20 protein-coding genes are annotated in these 21497 nt (G+C 60.9%); 12 read left to right on the top strand and 8 right to left on the bottom strand.

Features of this window, described 5'->3' with window-relative positions:
• Positions 1 to 180 precede the first annotated feature (180 nt).
• The 3 genes from ACLBKR_RS17320 to ACLBKR_RS17310 all read right to left on the bottom strand — a co-directional run bounded on the left by ACLBKR_RS17320 (position 181) and on the right by ACLBKR_RS17310 (position 4354).
• The gene (locus ACLBKR_RS17320) at positions 181 to 927 is read right to left on the bottom strand and encodes a Bax inhibitor-1/YccA family protein (RefSeq protein ID WP_112830466.1); all 747 of its coding nucleotides are present in this window, start codon (positions 925 to 927) and stop codon (positions 181 to 183) included.
• Between the two features lie 170 nt (positions 928 to 1097).
• Positions 1098 to 3644 carry an ABC transporter permease gene (locus tag ACLBKR_RS17315; protein ID WP_414899796.1) on the bottom strand — a complete coding sequence of 849 codons (2547 nt, stop codon included), beginning with the start codon at positions 3642 to 3644 and terminating at the stop codon, positions 1098 to 1100.
• Positions 3641 to 4354 carry an ABC transporter ATP-binding protein gene (locus ACLBKR_RS17310; RefSeq protein ID WP_112830709.1) on the bottom strand — a complete coding sequence of 238 codons (714 nt, stop codon included), beginning with the start codon at positions 4352 to 4354 and terminating at the stop codon, positions 3641 to 3643. Before ACLBKR_RS17310 ends, ACLBKR_RS17315 begins: the two co-directional genes overlap by 4 nt.
• 78 nt (positions 4355 to 4432) lie before the next feature.
• On the opposite strand from ACLBKR_RS17310, the gene ACLBKR_RS17305 reads away from it, so the two are divergent.
• Both ACLBKR_RS17305 and thpR read left to right on the top strand, forming a co-directional pair.
• Positions 4433 to 5080 (top strand): arylesterase, encoded by a 648-nt coding sequence (locus tag ACLBKR_RS17305; protein ID WP_113447438.1) that lies wholly within the window; start codon positions 4433 to 4435, stop codon positions 5078 to 5080.
• A gap of 67 nt (positions 5081 to 5147) precedes the next feature.
• A complete protein-coding gene (gene thpR / locus ACLBKR_RS17300) occupies positions 5148 to 5741 on the top strand; it encodes an RNA 2',3'-cyclic phosphodiesterase (protein WP_113338158.1) in 594 nt (197 codons plus the stop codon).
• Here thpR and ACLBKR_RS17295 read toward each other — a convergent pair.
• On the bottom strand, positions 5675 to 6154 hold the full coding sequence (locus ACLBKR_RS17295; protein WP_113425493.1) for a low molecular weight protein-tyrosine-phosphatase: 480 nt from the start codon (positions 6152 to 6154) through the stop codon (positions 5675 to 5677). The two genes, thpR and ACLBKR_RS17295, sit on opposite strands and share 67 nt — an antisense overlap.
• Before the next feature lie 30 nt (positions 6155 to 6184).
• Between ACLBKR_RS17295 and ACLBKR_RS17290 the strand changes: the two genes are divergently transcribed.
• The 7 genes from ACLBKR_RS17290 to ACLBKR_RS17260 all read left to right on the top strand — a co-directional run bounded on the left by ACLBKR_RS17290 (position 6185) and on the right by ACLBKR_RS17260 (position 12129).
• A complete protein-coding gene (locus ACLBKR_RS17290; protein ID WP_113447437.1) occupies positions 6185 to 6484 on the top strand; it encodes a 4a-hydroxytetrahydrobiopterin dehydratase in 300 nt (99 codons plus the stop codon).
• A 57-nt stretch (positions 6485 to 6541) separates the two neighbouring features.
• Positions 6542 to 6931, top strand: coding sequence for a YkvA family protein (locus ACLBKR_RS17285; protein ID WP_113447436.1), 390 nt, complete (start codon positions 6542 to 6544; stop codon positions 6929 to 6931).
• Positions 6932 to 7235: 304 nt separating this feature from the next.
• Entirely contained in the window at positions 7236 to 7739 is a 504-nt protein-coding gene (locus tag ACLBKR_RS17280) for an invasion associated locus B family protein (protein ID WP_112830459.1), read from the top strand.
• Positions 7740 to 8089: 350 nt separating this feature from the next.
• Positions 8090 to 9316: a 23S rRNA (adenine(2503)-C(2))-methyltransferase RlmN gene (gene rlmN / locus ACLBKR_RS17275; RefSeq protein WP_414901814.1), complete on the top strand. Its 1227-nt coding sequence runs from the start codon at positions 8090 to 8092 to the stop codon at positions 9314 to 9316.
• A gap of 89 nt (positions 9317 to 9405) precedes the next feature.
• A complete protein-coding gene (locus ACLBKR_RS17270; RefSeq protein WP_113447435.1) occupies positions 9406 to 10359 on the top strand; it encodes an ABC transporter substrate-binding protein in 954 nt (317 codons plus the stop codon).
• Positions 10360 to 10456: 97 nt separating this feature from the next.
• On the top strand, positions 10457 to 11338 hold the full coding sequence (locus tag ACLBKR_RS17265) for an ABC transporter permease (protein WP_113338163.1): 882 nt from the start codon (positions 10457 to 10459) through the stop codon (positions 11336 to 11338).
• On the top strand, positions 11335 to 12129 hold the full coding sequence (locus ACLBKR_RS17260) for an ABC transporter ATP-binding protein (protein WP_113338164.1): 795 nt from the start codon (positions 11335 to 11337) through the stop codon (positions 12127 to 12129). Before ACLBKR_RS17265 ends, ACLBKR_RS17260 begins: the two co-directional genes overlap by 4 nt.
• 63 nt (positions 12130 to 12192) lie before the next feature.
• Here ACLBKR_RS17260 and ACLBKR_RS17255 read toward each other — a convergent pair whose 3' ends face one another.
• Both ACLBKR_RS17255 and ACLBKR_RS17250 read right to left on the bottom strand, forming a co-directional pair.
• Entirely contained in the window at positions 12193 to 12834 is a 642-nt protein-coding gene (locus ACLBKR_RS17255) for a LysE family translocator (protein ID WP_112830454.1), read from the bottom strand.
• A gap of 89 nt (positions 12835 to 12923) precedes the next feature.
• A complete protein-coding gene (locus ACLBKR_RS17250) occupies positions 12924 to 13775 on the bottom strand; it encodes an SDR family NAD(P)-dependent oxidoreductase (RefSeq protein ID WP_113338165.1) in 852 nt (283 codons plus the stop codon).
• Between the two features lie 207 nt (positions 13776 to 13982).
• Here ACLBKR_RS17250 and ACLBKR_RS17245 point away from each other — a divergent pair, with 207 nt between their 5' ends.
• The gene (locus tag ACLBKR_RS17245) at positions 13983 to 15206 is read left to right on the top strand and encodes an argininosuccinate synthase (protein WP_113338166.1); all 1224 of its coding nucleotides are present in this window, start codon (positions 13983 to 13985) and stop codon (positions 15204 to 15206) included.
• A gap of 73 nt (positions 15207 to 15279) precedes the next feature.
• Here ACLBKR_RS17245 and ACLBKR_RS17240 read toward each other — a convergent pair whose 3' ends face one another.
• On the bottom strand, positions 15280 to 16473 hold the full coding sequence (locus tag ACLBKR_RS17240) for a multidrug effflux MFS transporter (RefSeq protein WP_414899789.1): 1194 nt from the start codon (positions 16471 to 16473) through the stop codon (positions 15280 to 15282).
• Positions 16474 to 16738: 265 nt separating this feature from the next.
• On the opposite strand from ACLBKR_RS17240, the gene ACLBKR_RS17235 reads away from it, so the two are divergent.
• Positions 16739 to 18802, top strand: coding sequence for a M3 family metallopeptidase (locus ACLBKR_RS17235; protein ID WP_113447434.1), 2064 nt, complete (start codon positions 16739 to 16741; stop codon positions 18800 to 18802).
• Positions 18803 to 18836: 34 nt separating this feature from the next.
• On the opposite strand, the gene ACLBKR_RS17230 is transcribed toward ACLBKR_RS17235, so the two are convergent.
• Positions 18837 to 19307, bottom strand: coding sequence for a YiiD C-terminal domain-containing protein (locus tag ACLBKR_RS17230; RefSeq protein ID WP_414899786.1), 471 nt, complete (start codon positions 19305 to 19307; stop codon positions 18837 to 18839).
• A 188-nt stretch (positions 19308 to 19495) separates the two neighbouring features.
• Here ACLBKR_RS17230 and typA point away from each other — a divergent pair, with 188 nt between their 5' ends.
• The gene (typA, locus tag ACLBKR_RS17225) at positions 19496 to 21322 is read left to right on the top strand and encodes a translational GTPase TypA (RefSeq protein ID WP_112830450.1); all 1827 of its coding nucleotides are present in this window, start codon (positions 19496 to 19498) and stop codon (positions 21320 to 21322) included.
• Positions 21323 to 21497: the final 175 nt, after the last annotated feature.

Here is a 21497-nt window from a genome sequence, read left to right as displayed (position 1 = left end):
TGGGCTCCTGAAGTGCATCGCGACCTTTCAGGCTCGCTCTCCAAACTTTTCCGATGCCCGTCGGACATCCCCGGGAGACGCCGAGGGCACTAATCTCAACAAAAAGCCCCGCCGATTGGCGGGGCTTCTTCAAACTGAGCGAAACGGCGCCGAATGTGACGCTGTTCGATGTTCCGTCCGTTACTCGCGGTTGCCGAGGAAACGGAGGAGGAACAGGAAGAGGTTGATGAAGTCGAGGTAGAGCTGCAAAGCGCCCATGATCGCCTTGCGGCCGGCCATTTCCGCCCCATCGGCCTCATAATAGGATTCCTTGATGCTCTGGGTGTCGTAGGCCGTCAGGCCTGCGAAGATCAGGACGCCGATCACAGAGATGGCGAATTCCAGGGCCGAGGAGGCCAGGAAGATATTCACCAGCGAAGCGATGATCAGGCCGAACAGACCCATGATCAGGAACGAACCCATGGCCGAGAGGTCACGCTTGGTTGTGTAACCATAGAGCGACAGGGCGCCGAAGGACGCGGCCGTCACGAAGAAGGTCTGGACGATGCTGGAACCGGTATAGACCAGGAAAATCGACGATAGCGAGAGACCCATCAGCGCAGCATAAACCCAGAAGGTTGTCTGGGCGGCGGGAACGCTCATCGAGTTAATCCTGAAGCTCATGAAGAACACGAGCGCGACAGGGGCAAAGATCACCACCCATTTCAGGGCGCTGAAATAGATCGCCTGGCCGAAGGCGGTCAACTGGCCGTCGCTGCCGACCGCCATCTGGAAGGTGACGAATGCAGCAATACCGGTGATCGCGAGACCGAGAGCCATCAGGTTGTAGACCTTCAGCATGTAGGCGCGAAGGCCTTCATCGATCATCGCGGCCGACTGGGCGCCATTCTGGCCCACGCGACTCTGGTAGTTGCGGAGTTCAGACATTGTTTCCTCTTTTCAAGCTCCGATGGATGTTACGGTGTCGGGCAATACGCCCGGGCGCCGCTGCGGAGCTCAGCATGCCTGTGGATAATATGAGATTTATCGTGGCCCGCGACAAGTCCCGCCCAGGTTAAAAAGGCGTAATCATTACGCGCCTTGGTAAACGGCCTGCCTCAGAGTTCACGCAGCACGGGTGCGGCCTTCTGCCCGAGTATGCGCCAGGTGCCGGCAAGGCCGATGCCGATCGTCGTCGCCAGGGCGATCACCAGTGTCATGAGCGCGACATCGGGCAGGAAGGAGGAGGGCAGTTTCATGATCCTGGCGAGGACGAACCAGGCGACGACGCCGCCGGCAATGAGTGCGAAGATAGCGGTCGCAGCGCCGAGCAGCAGGTATTCGTAGGTAAATGCCCGGATCAGCATCGCCCGCGTTGCCCCAAGCGTCTTCAGCACGACTGCATCGTGGGTGCGGGCGCGATTGCCGGCGGCGAGCGCGCCGGAGAGCACCAGGACCGAAGCGATCAACGCAATCGCTGCCGCGGCCCGGATCGCGGTTGCGAGCTGTCCGACCAGCCGGTCGACGACGTCAAGCGCATCCTTGACCCGAACGCTGGTAATGGTCGGATAGGTCTGCGTGACGGCTTTCAGGATTGCCGCCTCGTCCGAGGTCGTGGCGCCCGGATCGGTCAATGTCGCCAGCCAGGCATGCGGCGCACCGGCAAAGGTGTGGGGAGAAAAGACCATGACGAAGTTGATCGACAGCGACTCCCATTCCACCTTGCGGAAATTGGCAATTCTGGCGGTGATGTTTCGTCCCAGCACGTTGACTGTAACGGTGTCGCCGAGTTTCAGGCCGAGTTCTCGCGCTTCCTCGGCGGAGAAGGATACAAGCGGTTCCCCGGTATAACCGGCCGGCCACCAGCTTCCTTCCGTAACGGAGGCGTTCTCCGGCAGATCGGCGGAATAGGTGATTCCACGGTCGCCGCGCAGCACCCAGCGCCCCTCCGGAGGGACCTGCATTTTGGTAACGTCGGTGCCGTTGAAGGCGAGGATGCGACCCCTGAGCATAGGAACTTCGACGATATTTCCCTTCGGCGCCCGCTGCTGCAGGATCGAGCGGAAACCGTCGAGGTCGGCCTTCTGGATATCGACGAAGAAAAAGTTGGGCGCCCTTTCCGGCAGGTTTCCGGTTAGTTCCTTGCGCAGGTTGCCGTCGATCAGAGCAAGCGCCACAAGCAGGCTGAGACCAAGCCCGAGCGAAAGCGTCACTGCCGGCGTCAATGCGCCGGGCCGGTGTATGTTTCCAACGGCGAGCCGGAGCGCCGGGGACGGCATATGCGGGCTGCGCCGGGCGAGGAAGGCGATCAGCAGCGCGACAAGCCTTAGGAGGAGGAAACCGGCGGCCATCGCCACGAGAAAGATTGCTGCAATGCGACGGTCGTCGGACGTGAAAATCGCAAGCGCCGCCAACGCGGCCAGCGCCAGCGCGGTCGCTGCGACGTAAGGCCATGCCGGAAGCCCGCGTGCCTCAAAGCCCTGTTCCCGGAAAAGTGCCGTCGCCGGGACCTTGCGGGCGTGACCCAGCGGCAGGATCGCGAAGGCGAGTGTCACCAGCATGCCGAATACGGCCGCAAGCAGCAGGGCTCCGGGATAAAGCCGGGGGTCCGGAGAGATCGGCAGGATGCCGGCCAGATAGCTTGCGGCAATGATCGGGGCGATGGCGCCGAGCAGGAGACCGATGCCGATACCGATCGCGGCGACGATGGCGATCTGGAAGAGATAGACCATCACCACCACCGAGGCCGGGGCGCCGAGGCATTTCAGCGTTGCGATCACCGTGCGCTTGCAATCGAGGAAGGCACGCACGGCATTGGCGACGCCGACGCCGCCGACCACCAAGGCCGTCAGGCCGACCAGCGTCAGGAACTGCGAGAAACGGTCTATATTCTCCGTGAGCGACGGAGCGGCGCGGTCGCTGGTGCGGATAGACCAGCCGGCATTCGGCAATTCCTTCTGCGCTCTTTGACGCACGTCCTCCGGTCCGGGTGCCGGGTCGTTATAGCGGACTTTGTAGGCGTGTTCGACGAGGCTGCCGGTTTCGATAAGGCCGGTTGCCCTGAGCGCATCCCGGCTGGTCAGGAGACGCGGGGCGAAGCCGAAGCCGTCGGAAATGGAATCCGGTTCGTTGACGATGGCGCCGGTGATCCTGAAGCGGGCTTTTCCGACAAGGATCTCCTGGCCGACCGACAGGCCGAGCCTTTCCAGAAGCAGGGGTGCTGCGACGGCGCCATAGGCTCCGTCTTTCAAGGCAAGGAGGTCGAGTATCGATAGGGGCGGCTCGGTGACGAGGGCGCCATAGAGGGGATAGGCCTCATCGACGGCCTTGACCTCAACCAGCGACTGATCCGATCCGTCCGGCAGGCGGGCCATCGAACGCAGCACCGTCGAAGCGGATACCTTTCCCAGGCCTTCCAGGAAGCGCATCTCTTCGCCGTTCGCCTCGCGATTGGTCAGTTCGAAGCGGACGTCTCCGGCAAGGAGGGTGCGGCCTTCGGAGGAAATGGAATCGGTAATCGCGGTGGAGACGGAATTTACCGCCGCGATGGCCCCGGTGCCGAGCGCGATGCAGGCGAGGAAGATGTAAAAGCCTTTCAAGCCGCCGCGCAGTTCCCGAAGTGCTATTCGAAAGGCGATGCCGAGCCGTGATGTAAAGTCCTTCATGCCGGCTGCCGTTCCGGCTGTCTTTTGTCACCCACGAGATCGGCGGCGATGCGCCCGGAGGCGACGCGCACTTGGCGGGAGCAGCGGTCGGCGAGCGCCGGATCGTGGGTGACCAGCACCAGCGTCATGCCGCGTTCTGCCTGCTTGGCAAACAGGAGATCGGCAATCTGGCGGCCGGTTTCCACGTCGAGATTTCCCGTCGGTTCATCCGCGATCAGCACGGCCGGCGAAGGGGCAAGGGCGCGTGCTATGGCGACGCGCTGCTGTTCGCCGCCCGAAAGCTGCCCGGGATAGTGATCCAGGCGTTCGCCGAGGCCAACGGCCTGAAGTTCCTTCCGCGCGATATCGAAGGGATTCCGCGTGTTCGCAAGTTCCAGCGGAACCGCCACGTTCTCAAGCGCGGTCATGTTGGCGATCAGGTGAAAGGACTGAAAAACGATGCCGATGTTCCTTCCGCGGAAATCGGCGAGCGCATCTTCCCCAAGGCGATGCAGCGGTTCGCCGTTGACGTTGATTTCGCCGCTGTCGAGCCGTTCCAGTCCGGCGAGCACCATCAACAGGGTGGACTTTCCCGAACCCGAGGGACCGACGATGCCAACCGATTCACCCTGGGAGATGGCAAGGTCTATATTCTTCAGCACATGCACCGAGGCTGCGGCGCTTCCGAGCGTCAGATCGGCCTTCTTGAGTTCGATGATGGTTTTTCTCACGCTTGCCCGCCTTATATAGATTGGCGCGAAGAGGCCGCCGCGCACCGTCATCGGCCCCGCCAATTTAGGAAAGGCACAATGAGATTTAAAGCCGCTCTTCTTCATTTAGCCGTGATCCTGGGCGGGATGTTCCCGCTCGCGTCTTTCGCGTCGGCCGAGTCCCTGCAGCTTGTCGGCTTCGGCGACAGCCTGATGGCGGGCTATCAATTGCCGCAGGAGGATGCGTTGCCGGCCCGTCTCGAGGCGGCGCTGGTCGCGCGGGGGCATGACGTCGTCATCGCCAATGCGGGTGTCTCGGGTGACACGACCTCGGCGGGGCTTTCCCGCGTCGACTGGTCCGTACCCGATGGTACGAGCGGTGTGATCCTGGAACTTGGTGCAAACGATGCCCTGCGCGGTGTCGCTCCGGAAGAGACGGAACGAAATCTCGAGGCAATCATTAGCCGGCTTAAAGGGCGCGGCATTCCGGTGTTGCTGGTCGGGATGCTTGCGCCCCCCAACATGGGCGAGGACTATGCCCAGCGTTTCAACCGCATCTATCCGAGGCTTGCGGAAAAATACGCGCTTGCCTTCTATCCCTTTGTTCTCGATGGCGTTGCCGCTCAGGCGGCACTGCAATTGGAGGACGGAATGCATCCGAATGCAAAGGGTGTGGCGACCATGGTCGAGCGCATGCTGCCGGTCACGGAGAGCTTCCTCAAAACGATTAAGGACAAGCCGAAATAATAGCTTGCACGCATGCCCATTGCGTGATTCGCTATGAGCATCTGCAAAAAGATTCGGGGAGCTCGCTATGCCGAGATTATTTACTGCCCTCGAAATTCCGCGCAATGCGGCATTAAGCCTCTCCCTTCTGCGCGGTGGTCTTCCCGGTGCCCGATGGATCGATGTGGAGAATTACCACATCACTCTTCGCTTCATCGGCGATGTGGATGGTCGCACCGCCGACGAGATCGTCGACCGACTCGACCGTATCGACCGTCCCGAATTCCAGCTCAGTCTCAATGGCATCGGTTCTTTCGGATCGAAGAAACCGCATTCGGTCTGGGCCGGCGTGTCTCCCGCTCCGGAGATGTATGCCTTGCAGGCGGAAATCGAACGAATCTGCCAGCGCATAGGCCTGCCGCCGGATCCGCGAAAGTTCACGCCGCATGTGACGCTCGCGCGCCTCAAGTCGGCGCGTGTCGACGATGTCGTGCATTACCTCGCCGGCCGCGGCGATTTCCATACGGCTCCCTTTACCGTCACGCGCTTCGTGCTGCTGTCGTCGAAGGAATCGGTCGGCGGCGGTCCTTACCTGACGGAAGAGGTCTTCCCTCTTCACGAGGCCCGGGCCGCTTCCAGTTTTTCCAAAATGGAACTGCAGCCGGTCAAGAGCATGCTGTAGACCCGTTCGAAGTCCGCAAGACCGCCGTAATAGGGGTCTGGGATCTCCGTTCCGTCCGCGAACCCATAGTCGCCGAACAGTGCGATATCGCTTTGGCATCCGGATGGTGCCATCTTTCGCAGATGGGCGAGATTGTTCTTGTCCATAGCCAGAATCAGGCCGGACCGCTTGAAATCTGATGGGTCGACGCGCCGCGCGCGAAGGTCGGAAATATCTATCCCGTGACCGAGGGCCACTTTCATGGAACGATGGTCCGGCGGTTGGCCGATGTGCCAGCCGCCCGTTCCGGCTGAATCGGCCGGATAGGAAGAGGCGAGGCCGCGCTGCCCGGCCAGATGGCGAAAGATGCCTTCGGCCAAAGGCGAGCGGCAGATATTGCCGAGGCAGACGAAAAGGATTGGGAACGCAGTCATCCAGGCCCTGATCGAGGAGGTATCGCTGCCATGAAATACGAAAAACTGGACCCAGCTGCAATCGATACGATGCTTGCGGAACGACGGGGGTGGGAACTCGGACGGGATGGGGCCGCAATCAGCCGCAGCTTCCGCTTCAGGGACTTCAGCGAAGCCTTCGCCTTCATGACCCGCTGCGCCCTGCTTGCGGAAAAGATCGATCACCATCCGGAATGGTTCAACGTCTATAACCGCGTCGACATCATTCTTTCCACCCATGCCGTCTCGGGCCTGAGTGCGCTGGACTTCAAAATGGCGGAGGCGATCGACCGTCTGTTGCCGGCCGATTGATTTCATCTCGCCATTCACCATATTTTGATCGTGTCTAAACACGAGGATCATGAAGGCATGGACGATATCAAAATCGGCGAGATCCTGCTGCCCGGTGACGAGGAAACGCAGGCGAGGCAGGAGGAGAATGTCCGCGCGAAATTCTGGCCGACGCTGAAGAGGGCGTTGCGACAGATCCCGTTCTCGCGTGACGTCGTCGCTTCGTTCTATTGTGCGACCGACCGGGAAACGCCCTTGCGGGTGCGTGGCATCCTCCTTGCCGCGCTCGGTTATTTCGTGTTGCCGCTCGACACGATCCCGGACATGTTCGCCCTTATCGGATTCACCGACGATATCGCGGTGCTGACGACGGCGATTGCGCTGATCAGCGGGCATATCAATGAACGGCATTACATGGCGGCGGACCGGATGCTCGCGGACAATCCCTCGGCGCAGGACGCCGCCTGAGCGACTGAAACGGGCCGGATGAAAAATCCGGACTGCGAAGGTCGGCGAACAAAGACGCATGCAGCCCAACTCTTGCCCGATTTCTTGAATCTAGATCAAATCATCGGGAGGGATGGTGCGGTAAACATCTCCCCATGGCCCGGTCATATACGGAAACCAAGACTGTGCAGCGACCTGCGACAAGAAACATCGCGGCGTTGACGGTTTGGTAACCTAAATTAAGTCAAACTGAATCAGGTTTCGACGAAAAATATCCCGATCTCCCCGATCGGGCGATGGATGGAAACACAACCGGCAGGAAGACATGTTCGCAAGAAGTACCGTAACCGCAGTGGCAATCATCCTGGCAAGCGGCGGCATCGCTGCTGCCCAGTCGCCCACTCGCATCGAGCAGTTCAAGGCCTGGGGTGCCTATTCTTACAAGTCGAATAGCGGAACGGTCTGCTATGTATTGTCGGTGCCGACCGACAAGCAGCCGCCTGCCGTCAATCATGGGGATATCTTTTTTGTCATATCCCAGCGCCCCGGCCAGAACATTTCCTATGAGCCTCAGGCCATGATGGGCTATCCGTTGAAAGAGAACTCGAAGGTTAACGTCACGGTCGACAACAAGAATTTCGTGATGTTTGTGAAGGACACTTCGGCCTGGGTGGAAAATGCCGCCGAGGAACCGGCGCTGGTTGCGGCGATGAAGACGGGTCATTCGATGACGGTCAAGGCGACCTCGGCCCGTGGAACCGGAACTGCCTATACCTATTCGCTTTCGGGTATTTCGGCTGCGCTGAAAAAGATCGAAGGCTGCAAGTAAGTCCGGCCCGACAAGGGCTGTGCACGAAGGGCCGGCGGAAGCCGGCTTTTCGCGTTTCGGGGAAGCCTCATATTCGGCGTGACGCAGGGCAAAAAAACTGCTAAAGGCGCGACCCGAGCCGGAAGGTCCGCACAAATTTGCGCGCCTGCGGATTTTTCTGAAGCGTGTCGCGATCCTGCGGATAGCATCCTGCGCTTCGGTTTCGTGTTTTTCGCATGTCGTGATTGCAAAACCGATCGACACGTTTGCCCGACATGCCTTAGGTGCATCGAAGCGATCGAAAGCGCCCGCTTTTAAGGCGGTCGCTTGATCGGCGCATTGGGTCAGGAAGGTTGAGCGGCATGGCCGTCATGGAAAATGTGATCGCACGTGATGTTGCACCGGCGGCGCCCGGGCCGGCAAGGCTGTCCGAGAAACCGTCCCTGATCGGCCTCAGCCGGGAGGACATGGCGGCAGCCCTGCGCGAAAAGGGTGTGGCGGAACGGCAGGTCAAGATGCGCGTCAGCCAGCTGTGGAACTGGCTCTACGTGCGCGGCGTTTCCGACTTCGACGCGATGACCAATGTCGCCAAGGACATGCGTGAAATGCTGAAGACGCATTTCACCATTGCCCGCCCGGAGATCGTCGAGGAACAGGTCTCCAACGATGGCACCCGCAAGTGGCTGCTGCGCTATCCCGCGCGCGGGGCCGGCCGGCCCGTCGAGGTCGAGACCGTCTACATCCCCGAGGAAGGCCGTGGAACGCTTTGCATTTCCAGCCAGGTCGGCTGTTCGCTCACCTGTTCCTTCTGCCACACCGGCACGCAGCGGCTGGTGCGCAACCTGACGGCGGAGGAAATTCTTTCGCAGCTTCTGCTCGCCCGCGACCGTCTGGGCGATTTCCCCGATCGCGACGTGCCTGTCGGTGCCATGGTGCCTTCCAGCGATCGCAAGATCACCAACATCGTCATGATGGGCATGGGCGAGCCGCTCTACAATTTTGAGAACGTCAAGCAGGCCTTGCTGATCGCCTCGGATGGCGACGGCCTGTCACTTTCGAAGCGGCGTATCACGCTTTCCACATCCGGCGTCGTGCCCGAAATCTTCCGTACCGGAGAGGAGATCGGCTGCATGCTGGCAATCTCTCTGCACGCCGTGCGCGACGAGTTGCGCGACATGCTGGTGCCGATCAACAAGAAGTATCCGCTGAAAGAACTGATCGACGCCTGCCGGAAGTATCCCGGCCTTTCGAATGCCCGCCGCATCACCTTCGAATATGTGATGCTGAAGGACGTGAACGACAGTCTTGAGGACGCCAAGGCGCTGGTGCAGCTCCTCAAGGGGGTTCCTGCGAAGATCAATCTCATACCGTTCAATCCGTGGCCCGGCACCAACTACCAGTGTTCCGACTGGGCGCAGATCGAGAAGTTCGCGGACTTCGTTAACCAGGCCGGCTATGCCTCGCCGATCCGCACTCCGCGCGGTCGCGATATCCTTGCTGCTTGCGGCCAGCTGAAGTCGGAGTCCGAGCGCATGCGCAAGACCGAGCGCCTCGCTTTCGAGGCGATGATGATCGTGGGCCACGGCGAGGACGACTAAGGTCTGACGTGTCTTCGGCCTGCGCGATTGATTTTGACCGGTCGCTTCCATAAGAAGACCGGATAAAACAAAATCCCGGAGGTTACCCCATGCGTGCAATTCTGCTCGCCCTGTTTGCAGCCACTGCGATCGTCCTGCCTGCCAAGGCCGAGGACGTGACCGTTGCGGTTACCGCAATCGTCGAACATCCCGCTCTCGATGCGGCGCGCGATGGTATCAAGGAGGCGCTTGCCGAAGCCGGCTACAAGGACGGCGAAAACCTGAAATTCGTCTACGAGTCGGCCCAGGGCAATCCGGGCACGGCCGCGCAGATCGCACGCCAGTTCGTGGGCGACGCCCCGACTGTTATCGTGCCGATCTCCACGCCGTCCGCCCAGGCCGTGGTCGCTGCCACCCGCGACATTCCGGTTGTCTTTACCGCCGTTTCCGATCCGCTCGGCGCGCAGCTCGTCAAGGACATGGAAAAGCCCGGCGGAAACGTTACCGGCCTTTCGGACATGTCGCCGGTTGCCGACCATGTCGCGCTCATCAAGGAAATCACGCCGAACGCCAAGTCGATCGGCTTCATCTACAACTCCGCCGAAGCCAACTCCGTCTCGACGCTTGCAGCTCTCAAGGCTGAAGCCGAGAAGGCCGGCCTGACGGTCGTCGAATCCGTCGCCACCAAGTCGGCGGAAGTACAGGGTGCGACACGTGCACTCGTCGGCCGTGCTGATGTAATCTACATTCCGACCGACAACACGATCGTTTCTGCCTTCGAAGCCGCCGTCGGCGTTGCTGAGGAAGCGAAGATTCCGCTTTATGCAGGCGACACGGATTCCGTTTCTCGCGGCGCGCTCGCAGCCCTCGGCTTCAACTATTTCGACGTGGGCAAACAGACCGGCGAAGTCGTCGCTCGTGTCCTGAAGGGCGAAAAGCCCGGCGACATCGCGGTTCGCGTTGCAGCCGGCACCGATCTCGTGATTAACAAGGCCGCGGCCGCCAAGATGGGCGTCACCTTCCCGGAAAGCGTCACCAACCGCGCGACCAAAACGATCGAATAACAAATCGGACAGCGGGGCCGCGGTCGCGGCCCTTGCTCTTGCCGGGCTGCAGGCGGGCACGTCGTGACGTTCGCCGCAAGCTTGAAGGACTTCTGCCGTGAGCCAAATCGCCTTCTGGGGTGCCGTTGAGCTGGGTCTGGTCTTCGCCTTCGTGGCGATTGGCGTTTATCTTGCCTTCCGTGTCCTCGATTTTCCCGACCTGACCGTCGATGGTTCTTTTCCTCTTGGGGCCGCGGTTGCCGCAGTCCTCATCATTGCGGGATTGAACGCATGGGTGGCGACTGCCGTCGCCATGGTGGCCGGATCGGCGGCCGGTCTCGTGACCGCGCTGTTGAACGTGCGTTTTCGCATTCTCAACCTGTTGGCCTCGATTCTAACGATGATTGCGCTTTTCTCCGTGAACCTCAGGGTGATGGGCAAACCGAACGTGGCGCTGCTCAATCAGGACACCATGCTGACGCCGTTCTACGGTCACGGGATTCCCGAATATTACGTGCGCCCACTCTTCCTCTTTGCCCTGGTCGCCATCGCGATCTTCCTCGTTTGGCGTTTTCTCGAAAGCGATGCCGGTCTTGCCATGCGCGCGACCGGCGCCAATGCGCGCATGGCCCGCGCGCAGGGCGTGCAGACGGATAACCAGATCTATCTCGGCATCGCGCTTTCCAATGCGCTGGTAGCGCTTGGCGGCGCATTGTTTGCCCAGACGAACGGCTTTGCCGACGTTACCTCCGGCGTCGGCACCATTGTCGTCGGTCTTGCGGCCGTCATCATCGGTGAGACACTGTTCGGCAAACGCGGCCTGCTTGTTGCCCTTATCGGCTGCGTCGTCGGCTCGATTGCCTATCGCCTTGCCATCCAGCTTGCGCTGTCCAGCGACGTGCTCGGCCTCAAGGCCTCCGATCTGAACTTCGTGACGGCGGTGCTGGTTGCTGTCGCGCTCGTGCTTCCCAGACTACGCCGGGGAGGAGCTTCGGCATGATTTCGCTCGAAAACATCGATGTCGTCTTCGGCCGCGGCACGCCGCTGCAAAAACAAGCGCTGAAAAATGTCAGTCTCACCATCGAGACGGGGTCCTTCGTCACCGTAATTGGCTCCAACGGCGCGGGCAAGTCGACGTTGCTCGGCGTGCTTGCCGGCGATGTTTTGCCGACCTCCGGCCACGTCAACATCGGCAATGCGGATGTGTCTCGCAGGCCGACCGCCAGCCGTGCCGGGCTCGTGGCCCGCGTCTTCCAGGATCCGCTCGCCGGCAGTTGCGGTGCGCTCTCCATCGAGGAGAACCTCGCGCTTGCGGCCATGCGCGGCAAGCGTCGGGGTCTTTCGGCGGCGCTTGGCGGCAATCGCCGCGGGGAATTTCGCGATCGCGTGGCGGCGCTCAATCTCGGGTTGGAAAATCGCATGGCCGACCGGATGGACCTTTTGTCCGGGGGGCAGCGTCAGGCGGTCTCGCTGGTGATGGCGACACTCAGCGGTTCCGATGTGCTGTTGCTTGACGAACATACGGCGGCGCTCGACCCGGGCATGGCCGAGTTCATCATGAACCTCACGCAGTCCATCGTATCGGAGCGCAAGCTGACAACCCTGATGGTGACGCATTCCATGCGTCAGGCGCTGGATTTCGGTGCCCGCACCATCATGCTGCATGCCGGCGAGATCGTTCTCGACGTTGCCGGCGACAGCCGCAAGGACCTCGAGGTGGAAGACCTGATAAACATGTTCCGACGCATTCGTGGCCAGACGCTTGATGACGACGAGTTGCTGATCGGCTGAGCCGGTAAGGCGCGTTCTTGAACGGCGTCCGGTTTCGACCCCGGGCGCCTTTTTGTTTCATGTTCAGCGGGCCTGGGTGAAGAGGATCTTCACGGCGAAAATCGAGAAAACACCAGCGAAAGTGTAGTCGACGGCGCGGAGAACCTTGCGGTTCGCCTGCAGCCAACTCGACAGGACGTCGGCCATGTAGATGATGCCGAGACCAATCGGCAGCGACAGGAAAATCGACCAGATGCCGAGAAAGAGCAGCTTGCCGGTGACATGCGGATCGCTGGCGCTGACGAATTGCGGCAGGAAGGTCATGAAGAAGATGATGACCTTCGGGTTCAGCAGATTGACCCAGAGCCCGTTCAGGAAAGCCTGAACCGGCTGCGACTGGCGCTGGCCGTCGGCGCGCACGACGAAGTTCGAGCCGTGACGCACCGCCTGGATGGCGAGCCACAGCAGATAGCCGGCGCCACCGGTCTTCAGGATGGTGAAGGCAGTGGGCGAAGCAACGATCAGCGCCGAAATGCCGAAGGCCACCAGCATGGTGTGAATCGAAATCCCGAAACTAGTGCCTGCAAGGGTCATAAGCCCTGTTGCCCGGCCGTCGCGCAGGGAGCGGCTGATCCAGAGCGTCATATCCGGTCCGGGCGTGATGGCGAGCAGAAAAATGGCCAAGCTGAAGGCGAGGAGGGTGGGAAGGCTCGGGATGAATTCCATGGAGGCAGGTCCGCAACAGAGAGAAGCCCGGTATGGGCGACGCTATATGCGCCATCCATACCGGGCTGCGGGCGGATTGCCAATCGGCCTTATTGACCGTTCAGGAAGGCCCTGAACTTCTGTGCATAGTCCGGGTGCCAGCGGGACAATGGCGGCCGGTTCTCTACAATGTCCCCGGCGGCCCAGAGGATGCGCTTTTCATCGGTCGCACGGTCCACGTCGTTGTCGGGGCACAGGATATAGAAATCGCCCCTCTCTATGCTCTCCAGCATGAAGGCTATTGTCTCTTCCGGCGTCCAGGCGCCTTCGGGCTTTGTCTTGGCGTCTCCCTGTGTCAGCCTGGTAAAGACCCAGCCGGGGATCAGCAGGTGAGCCGATACCCGGCATCCCTCGGTGGTGCGCAGTTCGTGCTGCAGGGCCTCGGTAAAGGCCTTCACACCCGCCTTCGACACGTTGTAGGCCGGATCGCCTGGTGGAGTGGTGATGCCCTGTTTCGAGCCGGTGTTGATGATGAGGCCGGGTTCGCCATGGGCCATCATGTTCGGCCCGAAAACCCGTGTGCCGTTGACGACACCCATCAGGTTGACCGTGAGAACGTTTTCCCAATTGGCCTGCGAACCGAAAATGCTGCTGCCCGGCTGGATGCCCGCATTGTTCATGAGAAGGTGAACGCGGCCGAAACGCTGGATGACAGCCCGTTCGAGCGCTTCCAGATCGGCAAGCCTGCCGACGTCGGTCTCGATCGCCACGATATCCGTATCGGGGTTCGGGGAGAGTTCTGCGACCTGCCGGCATGCATCCGCCAGGGGATCGCCGCCGAGATCGGCAAGAACGACGCACATGCCCTTGCGGGCAAAGGCTTTTGCGGCTGCGAGACCGATGCCGGACGCAGCACCGGTGACGACGGCGACATTGCCTTTTGAGATTGCCTGTTGCTGCATATGGAGCCCTCTTCTGATGACGATAGCGCATGTGATATGGGGCTTCGATCCAACCGGTCAAACACGAAGCCTTCATGACGGACGTCCCGTCCTTCTTTCCGCTGCGGGCCGTTCCTCTTGCGCAGCGCGATAATCTCGCTAAAAGTGCCCGCAAACCAAGGGTTCGTATGCCCTTGGCTGCTCACGCTCACGAACGGACTTCTCATCATGGCATCGCATAAAGACGTGAAGAAGGTCGTGCTCGCCTATTCCGGCGGCCTCGACACCTCGATCATCCTGAAATGGCTTCAGACCGAACTCGGCGCCGAAGTCGTGACCTTTACCGCCGATCTCGGCCAGGGCGAGGAACTCGAGCCGGCACGCAAGAAGGCCGAGATGCTTGGCATCAAGGAGATCTTCATCGAGGACGTGCGCGAAGAGTTCGTCCGCGACTTCGTCTTCCCGATGTTCCGCGCCAACGCCGTCTATGAAGGCGTCTACCTACTCGGCACGTCCATTGCGCGTCCGCTGATCTCCAAGCACCTGATCGAGATTGCCAGGAAGACCGGCGCCGATGCGATTGCCCACGGGGCGACCGGCAAGGGCAACGACCAGGTGCGCTTCGAGCTTTCGGCCTATGCGCTGAACCCCGACATCAAGATCATCGCCCCCTGGCGTGACTGGGCGTTCAAGAGCCGCACGGACCTCCTCGAATTCGCCGAGAAGAACCAGATCCCGGTTGCCAAGGACAAGAAGGGTGAGGCTCCCTTCTCCGTCGACGCAAACCTGCTGCACTCTTCTTCCGAGGGCAAGGTTCTGGAAGATCCGTCGCAGGAAGCGCCCGAATATGTGCATATGCGCACGATTTCGCCGGAATCTGCGCCGGACAAGGCCACGATCATCAAGATCGGTTTTGAAAAGGGTGATGCCGTATCGATCGACGGCGTTCGGCTGAGCCCGGCGACCCTTCTTGCCAAGCTCAACGACTATGGTCGCGACAACGGCATCGGGCGCCTCGACCTCGTCGAGAACCGCTTCGTCGGCATGAAGTCCCGTGGCGTCTATGAGACCCCCGGCGGCACAATCCTGCTCGCAGCGCATCGCGCGATCGAGTCGATCACGCTCGATCGCGGTGCCGCTCACCTCAAGGACGAGTTGATGCCGCGCTATGCCGAACTGATCTACTACGGCTTCTGGTTCTCGCCGGAACGCGAGATGCTGCAGGCCGCGATCGACCTAAGCCAGCGCCATGTCGAAGGCGAAGTCACCCTCAAGCTCTACAAGGGCAATGTGATGGTGATTGGCCGCGAATCGCCGAAGTCGCTCTATTCCGACAAGCTGGTGACCTTCGAGGACGACCAGGGCGCCTATGACCAGAAGGATGCCGCCGGTTTCATCAAGCTCAATGCGTTGCGCCTGCGCACGCTCGCCAAGCGCAATCTCAAGGGCTGAAAGCAGCCTCCGGGATTGAAATCGCAAAACCGCCGAGGTCTGGGCTCCGGCGGTTTTTTTATTGCGGATTTGCTCAGGCCATGCGTCGGCGGGCGGCCAGCAGGCCAAGATAGGCAAAGATTGCCGTGAACTCCATGACGGGGATGATGGTGCCGAAGGCCGTGAGCGGATCGCCGAGCGTCGCTGCGGCGAGGCCGCCGAGGAAACCCGAGCCCATCTGCACGAAGCCGAGAAGGGCGGCTGCGGAACCGGCTATCTCCGGATGTGGCTGGAGACCGGCCGTGGTGATGTAGGGGATCACGAAGGCAATGCCGAAGGAGCAGACGGCAACCGGGCCCATGATCGACAGGAAGGTCGGCTCGATCAGCCGGACGGAAAGTGCGATCATCACTCCGCCGATACCGACAAGGGCAAGGCCGGTGCGCAAGGAACCTTTTTCGCCCAGCCGACGGCTGAGGAAACGCAGCGCAACGGAGCCCGCGAAGTAGAAGCCTGACTGCATCAACATGCCGAGACCGAACTGGCTGGGCGTAAGCCCCACCCGATTGATTAGCACGAAGGGCAGCATGGTCGACTGGGCATAAAGCGCACCGACGCAGCCGCCCAGCACGAGGGCGCAGAACAACACTCTGAGATCGCTGATCAGTGTGGCATAGGCGGTCAGCAGACGGACCGGCCGAATGCGCGACCTGTCCGGGATCGTCGTTTCCGCCATCAGGAAGCTGACGGCCAAACCGCTGAACATGCCGAAGCCGACCATCAGATGGAAGATCGCCTGCCAGCCTGACAGGGAGAGCGCAAGGCCACCGAGCGTCGGTCCCGCCGCCGGACCGATGGCCAGCATGATGCCCATCATGTTGAGGATGCGGGCTGCCTCCGGACCGGTGAATTGGTCTCGGACGATCGCGCGGGAAACGGTGACGCCGACCGAGGCGCCGATACCCTGAATTAGGCGACCGACAAGAAGCCACTCGACCGAAGGCGCGAAGGCCGCCGTGAGGCTTCCGGCGATATAGATGGCAAGGAAGGCGAGCGTCGCCTTTCGCCGACCGAAGGCGTCCGACATTGGTCCCGAGAGAAGCTGCGCGCAGGCAAAGCCGCCGAAATAGACCGAGAGGCTGAGCTTGATTGCGCTGTCGGTGGTCCCGAAGGCCTTTACCAGTTCCGGCATGGCGGGGGTATAGATTGCCATGGAAATGGGGCCGATGGTGGTCAGCAGTGCGCCGATCAGCGAAGTGCGGCGCTCGCTCATGCGAGCCTGGGTCATGCTCTTCCGTTCGTTATGATGGTCCGGGCGCCGCGGTCACGCGGCCCGGGTCGGAAAGGGACTTCGCCACCTTTTACGATCGGAAGACGTTCTTGGCGAGAGGCGAAATATACCAACTCCGCGACAGGTCTCCTGCATCGGAGGCCCAGAAATTTTGTCTCCATCATCGTTTGTGCGCTTGCCAAGCAAATGATCGGGATACCATATCGCTTGAGGTGTCTGCTTCGCGGGCATCTGAGCAAAGATCGTCCAGGGGAAAATCGTCATGAGCAAAACGTCGTCATTCAGTCCCGCCGTCTTCGAATGGAATGGCCCCAACGGGTTGCCGCGCTTCGAAGCCGTTTCGGATGACGATTTCGCGCCGGCTTTTGACGCAGCGCTTGCCGAGCATGACGCGGAGATCGACGCCATCGCGACCAATCCCGAGGCTCCGACCTTCGCCAATACCGTCGTTGCCCTGGAAATGGCAGGAGACAATCTTTCGCGCGTATCCTCGCTGTTTTGGAACCGCGCCGGCGCGCATACCAACGACGCGATCCAGGCGCTGGAACGCGAGATCGCGCCGAAGATGTCGCGTCACTATTCGAAGATCGGCATGAATGCGGACCTCTTCCACCGCATCGATGCGCTGTGGGAAAGACGCGATGATCTTGGCCTGACAACGGAGGAGCTGCGCGTTCTCGAACGTCACTGGAAGGGTTTCGTGAAATCCGGCGCCAAGCTCGAAAAGGCGAAGCAGGAGCGGCTCGCCGCGATCAATGAAAAGCTGGCGGGACTTGGCGCCTGCTTCGGGCAGAATGTGCTGTCGGACGAGAAATCCTGGGCGCTGCCGCTTGATGGCGATGCCGACCTTGCCGGCATTCCCGATTTCCTGAAGGATTCCATGGCTGCGGCTGCGCAGGCCCGCGGCAAGGGCGAGGCCTATGTGGTGACGCTGTCGCGTTCCATCATCGAGCCGTTCCTCACTTTTTCCACGCGCCGGGATCTGCGCGAACAGGCCTTCAACGCCTGGATTTCCCGCGGCGTCAATGGCGGTGAGACCGACAACCGCGACATCGTCAAGGAAACGCTGGCGCTGAGGTCGGAGAAGGCAGGACTGCTCGGTTACAAGGATTTCGCCAGCTATAAGCTCGACGACACCATGGCCAAGACTCCGGAAGCGGTGAACGAACTGCTGATGAAGGTGTGGAACAAGGCGGTGGTGCAGGCGAAGTCCGAGGAGGAAGAGCTTGCCGGCCTGATCGCCGAGGAGGGCAAGAACCACGAGGTTATGCCCTGGGACTGGCGTCACTATGCCGAGAAGTTGCGCGCCCGCAAATTCGACTTCTCGGAGGCCGAGCTCAAGCCCTACCTCCAGCTCGAAAAGATCATCGAGGCCTGCTTCGACGTCGCCGGGCGCCTGTTCGGCATCAAGGCGGTGCCGCTCAAGGATGTCGCCGGCTATCATCCGGATGTCCGGGTCTTCGAAATCCGCGACCGTGACGACAAGCTCGTCGCCATGTTTCTCGGCGATTATTTCGCCCGGCCATCCAAGCGTTCCGGTGCCTGGATGAGTTCCTTCCAGTCGCAGCACAAGCTGCCCTTGAAGAACGGTACCGTCGGCGAGATCCCGATCATTTACAATGTCTGCAATTTCGCCAAGCCGGAGGAAGGTAAGCCAGCGCTGCTGTCGCTCGACGATGCGCGCACCCTGTTCCACGAGTTCGGCCATGCGGCCCATGGCATGCTGTCGGATGTGACCTATCCCTCCGTATCGGGCACCGGGGTTTCCCGCGATTTCGTCGAACTGCCGTCGCAGCTTTACGAGCACTGGCTGACGGTGCCGGACATCCTCAAGACCTATGCCGTCCATTACGAGACGGGACAGTCGATGCCGCAGGCCCTTCTCGACAAGGTTCTGGCAGCCCGCACCTTCAATGCCGGTTTCGCTGCAGTGGAATTCACCTCGTCGGCGCTGGTCGACATGGCTTTCCATACCCGCGGTCCGGTCGAGGATCCGATGGCGGTTCAAGCGGAAGTGCTGGCGAAGATCGGCTTGCCGCGCTCGCTGGTGATGCGTCATGCGACGCCTCATTTCCAGCATGTCTTCGCCGGAGATGGCTATTCCGCCGGTTATTATTCCTACATGTGGTCGGAGGTGCTGGATGCGGATGCCTTTGCGGCCTTCGAGGAGACGGGTGACGCCTTCGATCCCGTCATGGCCGAGCGGCTGAAGGCGAACATCTATTCCGTCGGCGGCTCCGTCGATCCGGAAGAGGCTTATAAGGCTTTCCGCGGCCGGTTGCCGAGCCCCGACGCCATGCTGAAGCAGAAGGGATTGGCGGCCTGACGGCGCACGATCTTCCAATCAACGCCGGGTACGCCTAGCGTAACCCGGCGTTGGAAAAGGCTACGAATTGTCCTTCGAGACGGCCTGCGATGACGCCGCCCGTCTCTAGAACAGCACCAACCGATATGCGTGCCCGTCCCCGTCGAGCCAGCAACCGTGCAAATGAAGCCCATACATCCCGATCGACCAGATAGGAACGCGCGGTGAAGTCATCGTCGATCGGGGAAAGGTAGTCCATGCTGTTGTGCTGGATGACCACCCGGCTTTCCAGTCCCTCGGATTTCAGCCGCAGGTGGACGAGCGACCAGGCGGCGAGGATGGCAACAGCCGAGGCGCTACCGCCGAAGACCGTTTCGCGGTGATTGATGTTCGGAGCAAGCGGTGCCTGAAGTGTGATGCTGTCCTCCTCCGTCGACAGGACACGGACATGCATCGCTGCGGAAAGCGGAATATGGTCATGCAGATAGGCCTGCAGGTCAGCAGGTGTCATCATCGGGCCGGCCATGTCGGTTTTCCTCTCCGCAAAGGGCTCTTTCGAGACTGGATTTAGGTAGGCTCATAGCCTTGCGAAAGCCCCTTCTGCCGCTCCGCAGGCTCTTTCCCCTTTCGCAATTGCAAAAAACAGGCTATGAGCGCGCCAAAGAAACAAGGCGCCGCACCCCGTTTCGCGCCCCAGCCATCAGAGATCTGTTCATGAACCTTCGCAATATCGCGATCATTGCGCACGTTGACCATGGGAAAACGACCCTCGTCGACGAGCTCCTCAAGCAGTCCGGTTCGTTCCGCGAAAACCAGCGCGTCATGGAACGCGTGATGGACTCGAACGACATCGAAAAGGAACGCGGCATCACCATTCTCGCCAAGGCGACGTCGATCGAGTGGAAGGACACCCGCATCAACATCGTCGATACGCCCGGCCACGCCGACTTCGGCGGTGAAGTCGAGCGTATCCTGTCGATGGTGGATGGCGCCATCGTTCTCGTCGATGCTGCCGAAGGCCCGATGCCGCAGACCAAGTTCGTGGTCGGCAAGGCGCTGAAGGTCGGTCTTCGCCCGATCGTCGCCATCAACAAGATCGACCGTCCGGACGCCCGCGCTGAAGAAGTCATCAACGAAGTCTTCGACCTGTTCGCGGCGCTCGACGCCACCGACGAACAGCTCGACTTCCCGATCATGTACGGTTCGGGCCGTAACGGCTGGATGAACCATTCGCCGGAAGGTCCGCAGGAAGAAGGCCTCGCGCCGCTGCTCGACCTCGTCGTCAAGCATGTCCCCGCGCCGAAGGTCGAGGAAGGCCCGTTCCGGATGATCGGCACGATCCTGGAGGCCAACAATTTCCTCGGTCGCATCATCACCGGGCGCATCGCATCCGGCTCTATCAAGCCGAACCAGGCGGTCAAGGTTCTCGGCCAGGACGGCAAGCTCATCGAAACCGGCCGTATTTCGAAGATCCTCGCTTTCCGCGGTATCGAGCGCACTCCGATCGAAGAGGCCCAGGCGGGCGACATCGTCGCCATTGCAGGCCTGTCCAAGGGCACTGTCGCGGACACGTTCTGCGATCCCTCGGTCAACGAGGCAATGACGGCCCAGCCGATCGACCCGCCGACGGTCACCATGTCCTTCATCGTCAACGACAGCCCGCTTGCCGGCACCGAAGGCGACAAGGTGACGAGCCGCGTCATTCGCGACCGCCTGTTCAAGGAAGCGGAAGGTAACGTCGCTCTCAAGATCGAGGAATCGGCCGACAAGGATTCGTTCTTCGTATCCGGTCGCGGCGAACTTCAGCTTGCGGTTCTGATCGAAAACATGCGCCGCGAAGGCTTCGAACTTGCCGTGTCGCGTCCGCGTGTCGTCATGCACAAGGACGAAACGACCGGCCAGATGATGGAGCCGATAGAGGAAGTCGTGATCGACGTGGACGAGGAGCATTCCGGCGTCGTCGTCCAGAAGATGTCCGAGCGCAAGGCCGAGATGGTCGAGCTTCGTCCGTCGGGCGGCAACCGCGTCCGCCTGGTGTTCTTCGCGCCGACCCGCGGCCTTATCGGCTATCAGTCGGAACTTCTGACAGACACCCGCGGCACCGCCGTGATGAATCGCCTGTTCCACGACTACCAGCCTTACAAGGGCGAGATCGGCGGTCGCGTCAATGGCGTGCTGCTCGCCAACGAGGCCGGCGAAGCCGTTGCCTACGCACTGTTCAACCTCGAAGACCGCGGTCCGATGATTATCGATGCCGGCGAGAAGGTCTATGCCGGCATGATTATCGGCATCCACAGCCGTGACAACGATCTCGAGGTCAACGTTCTCAAAGGCAAGAAGCTCACCAACATCCGCGCTGCCGGCAAAGATGAAGCGGTCAAGCTCACCCCGCCGATCAAGTTCACGCTGGAGCGCGCCCTGTCGTGGATTCAGGACGACGAACTGGTTGAGGTGACCCCGAAGTCGATCCGTCTTCGCAAGATGTATCTCGACCCGAACGACCGCAAGCGTATGGAAAAGGCCCGCGCCGCTCAGGCCTGATCGTTTCTTCAAGGTCTTTCTTCCAACCCCGGCTCCCCGAGCCGGGGTTTTTGTTTGTGGTTTGGCGGTGGCCGGGCTTGCGGCCAAGGTTAAAAAAGCGTTAAATTTTCGTCGTTGCCCTGATGAAAAGTCTGTGGGTTCTTCTGCTTTTCCGGTGATTGCCGGTGGTGGCTGA

The sequence above is a fragment of the Paenirhizobium cremeum genome (genome assembly GCF_047553425.1).
GTDB classification, from domain to species: domain Bacteria; phylum Pseudomonadota; class Alphaproteobacteria; order Rhizobiales; family Rhizobiaceae; genus Allorhizobium; species Allorhizobium cremeum.
The sequence above is the reverse complement of the archived record's forward strand: the minus strand, read 5'-3'. Positions and strand labels throughout refer to the sequence as shown.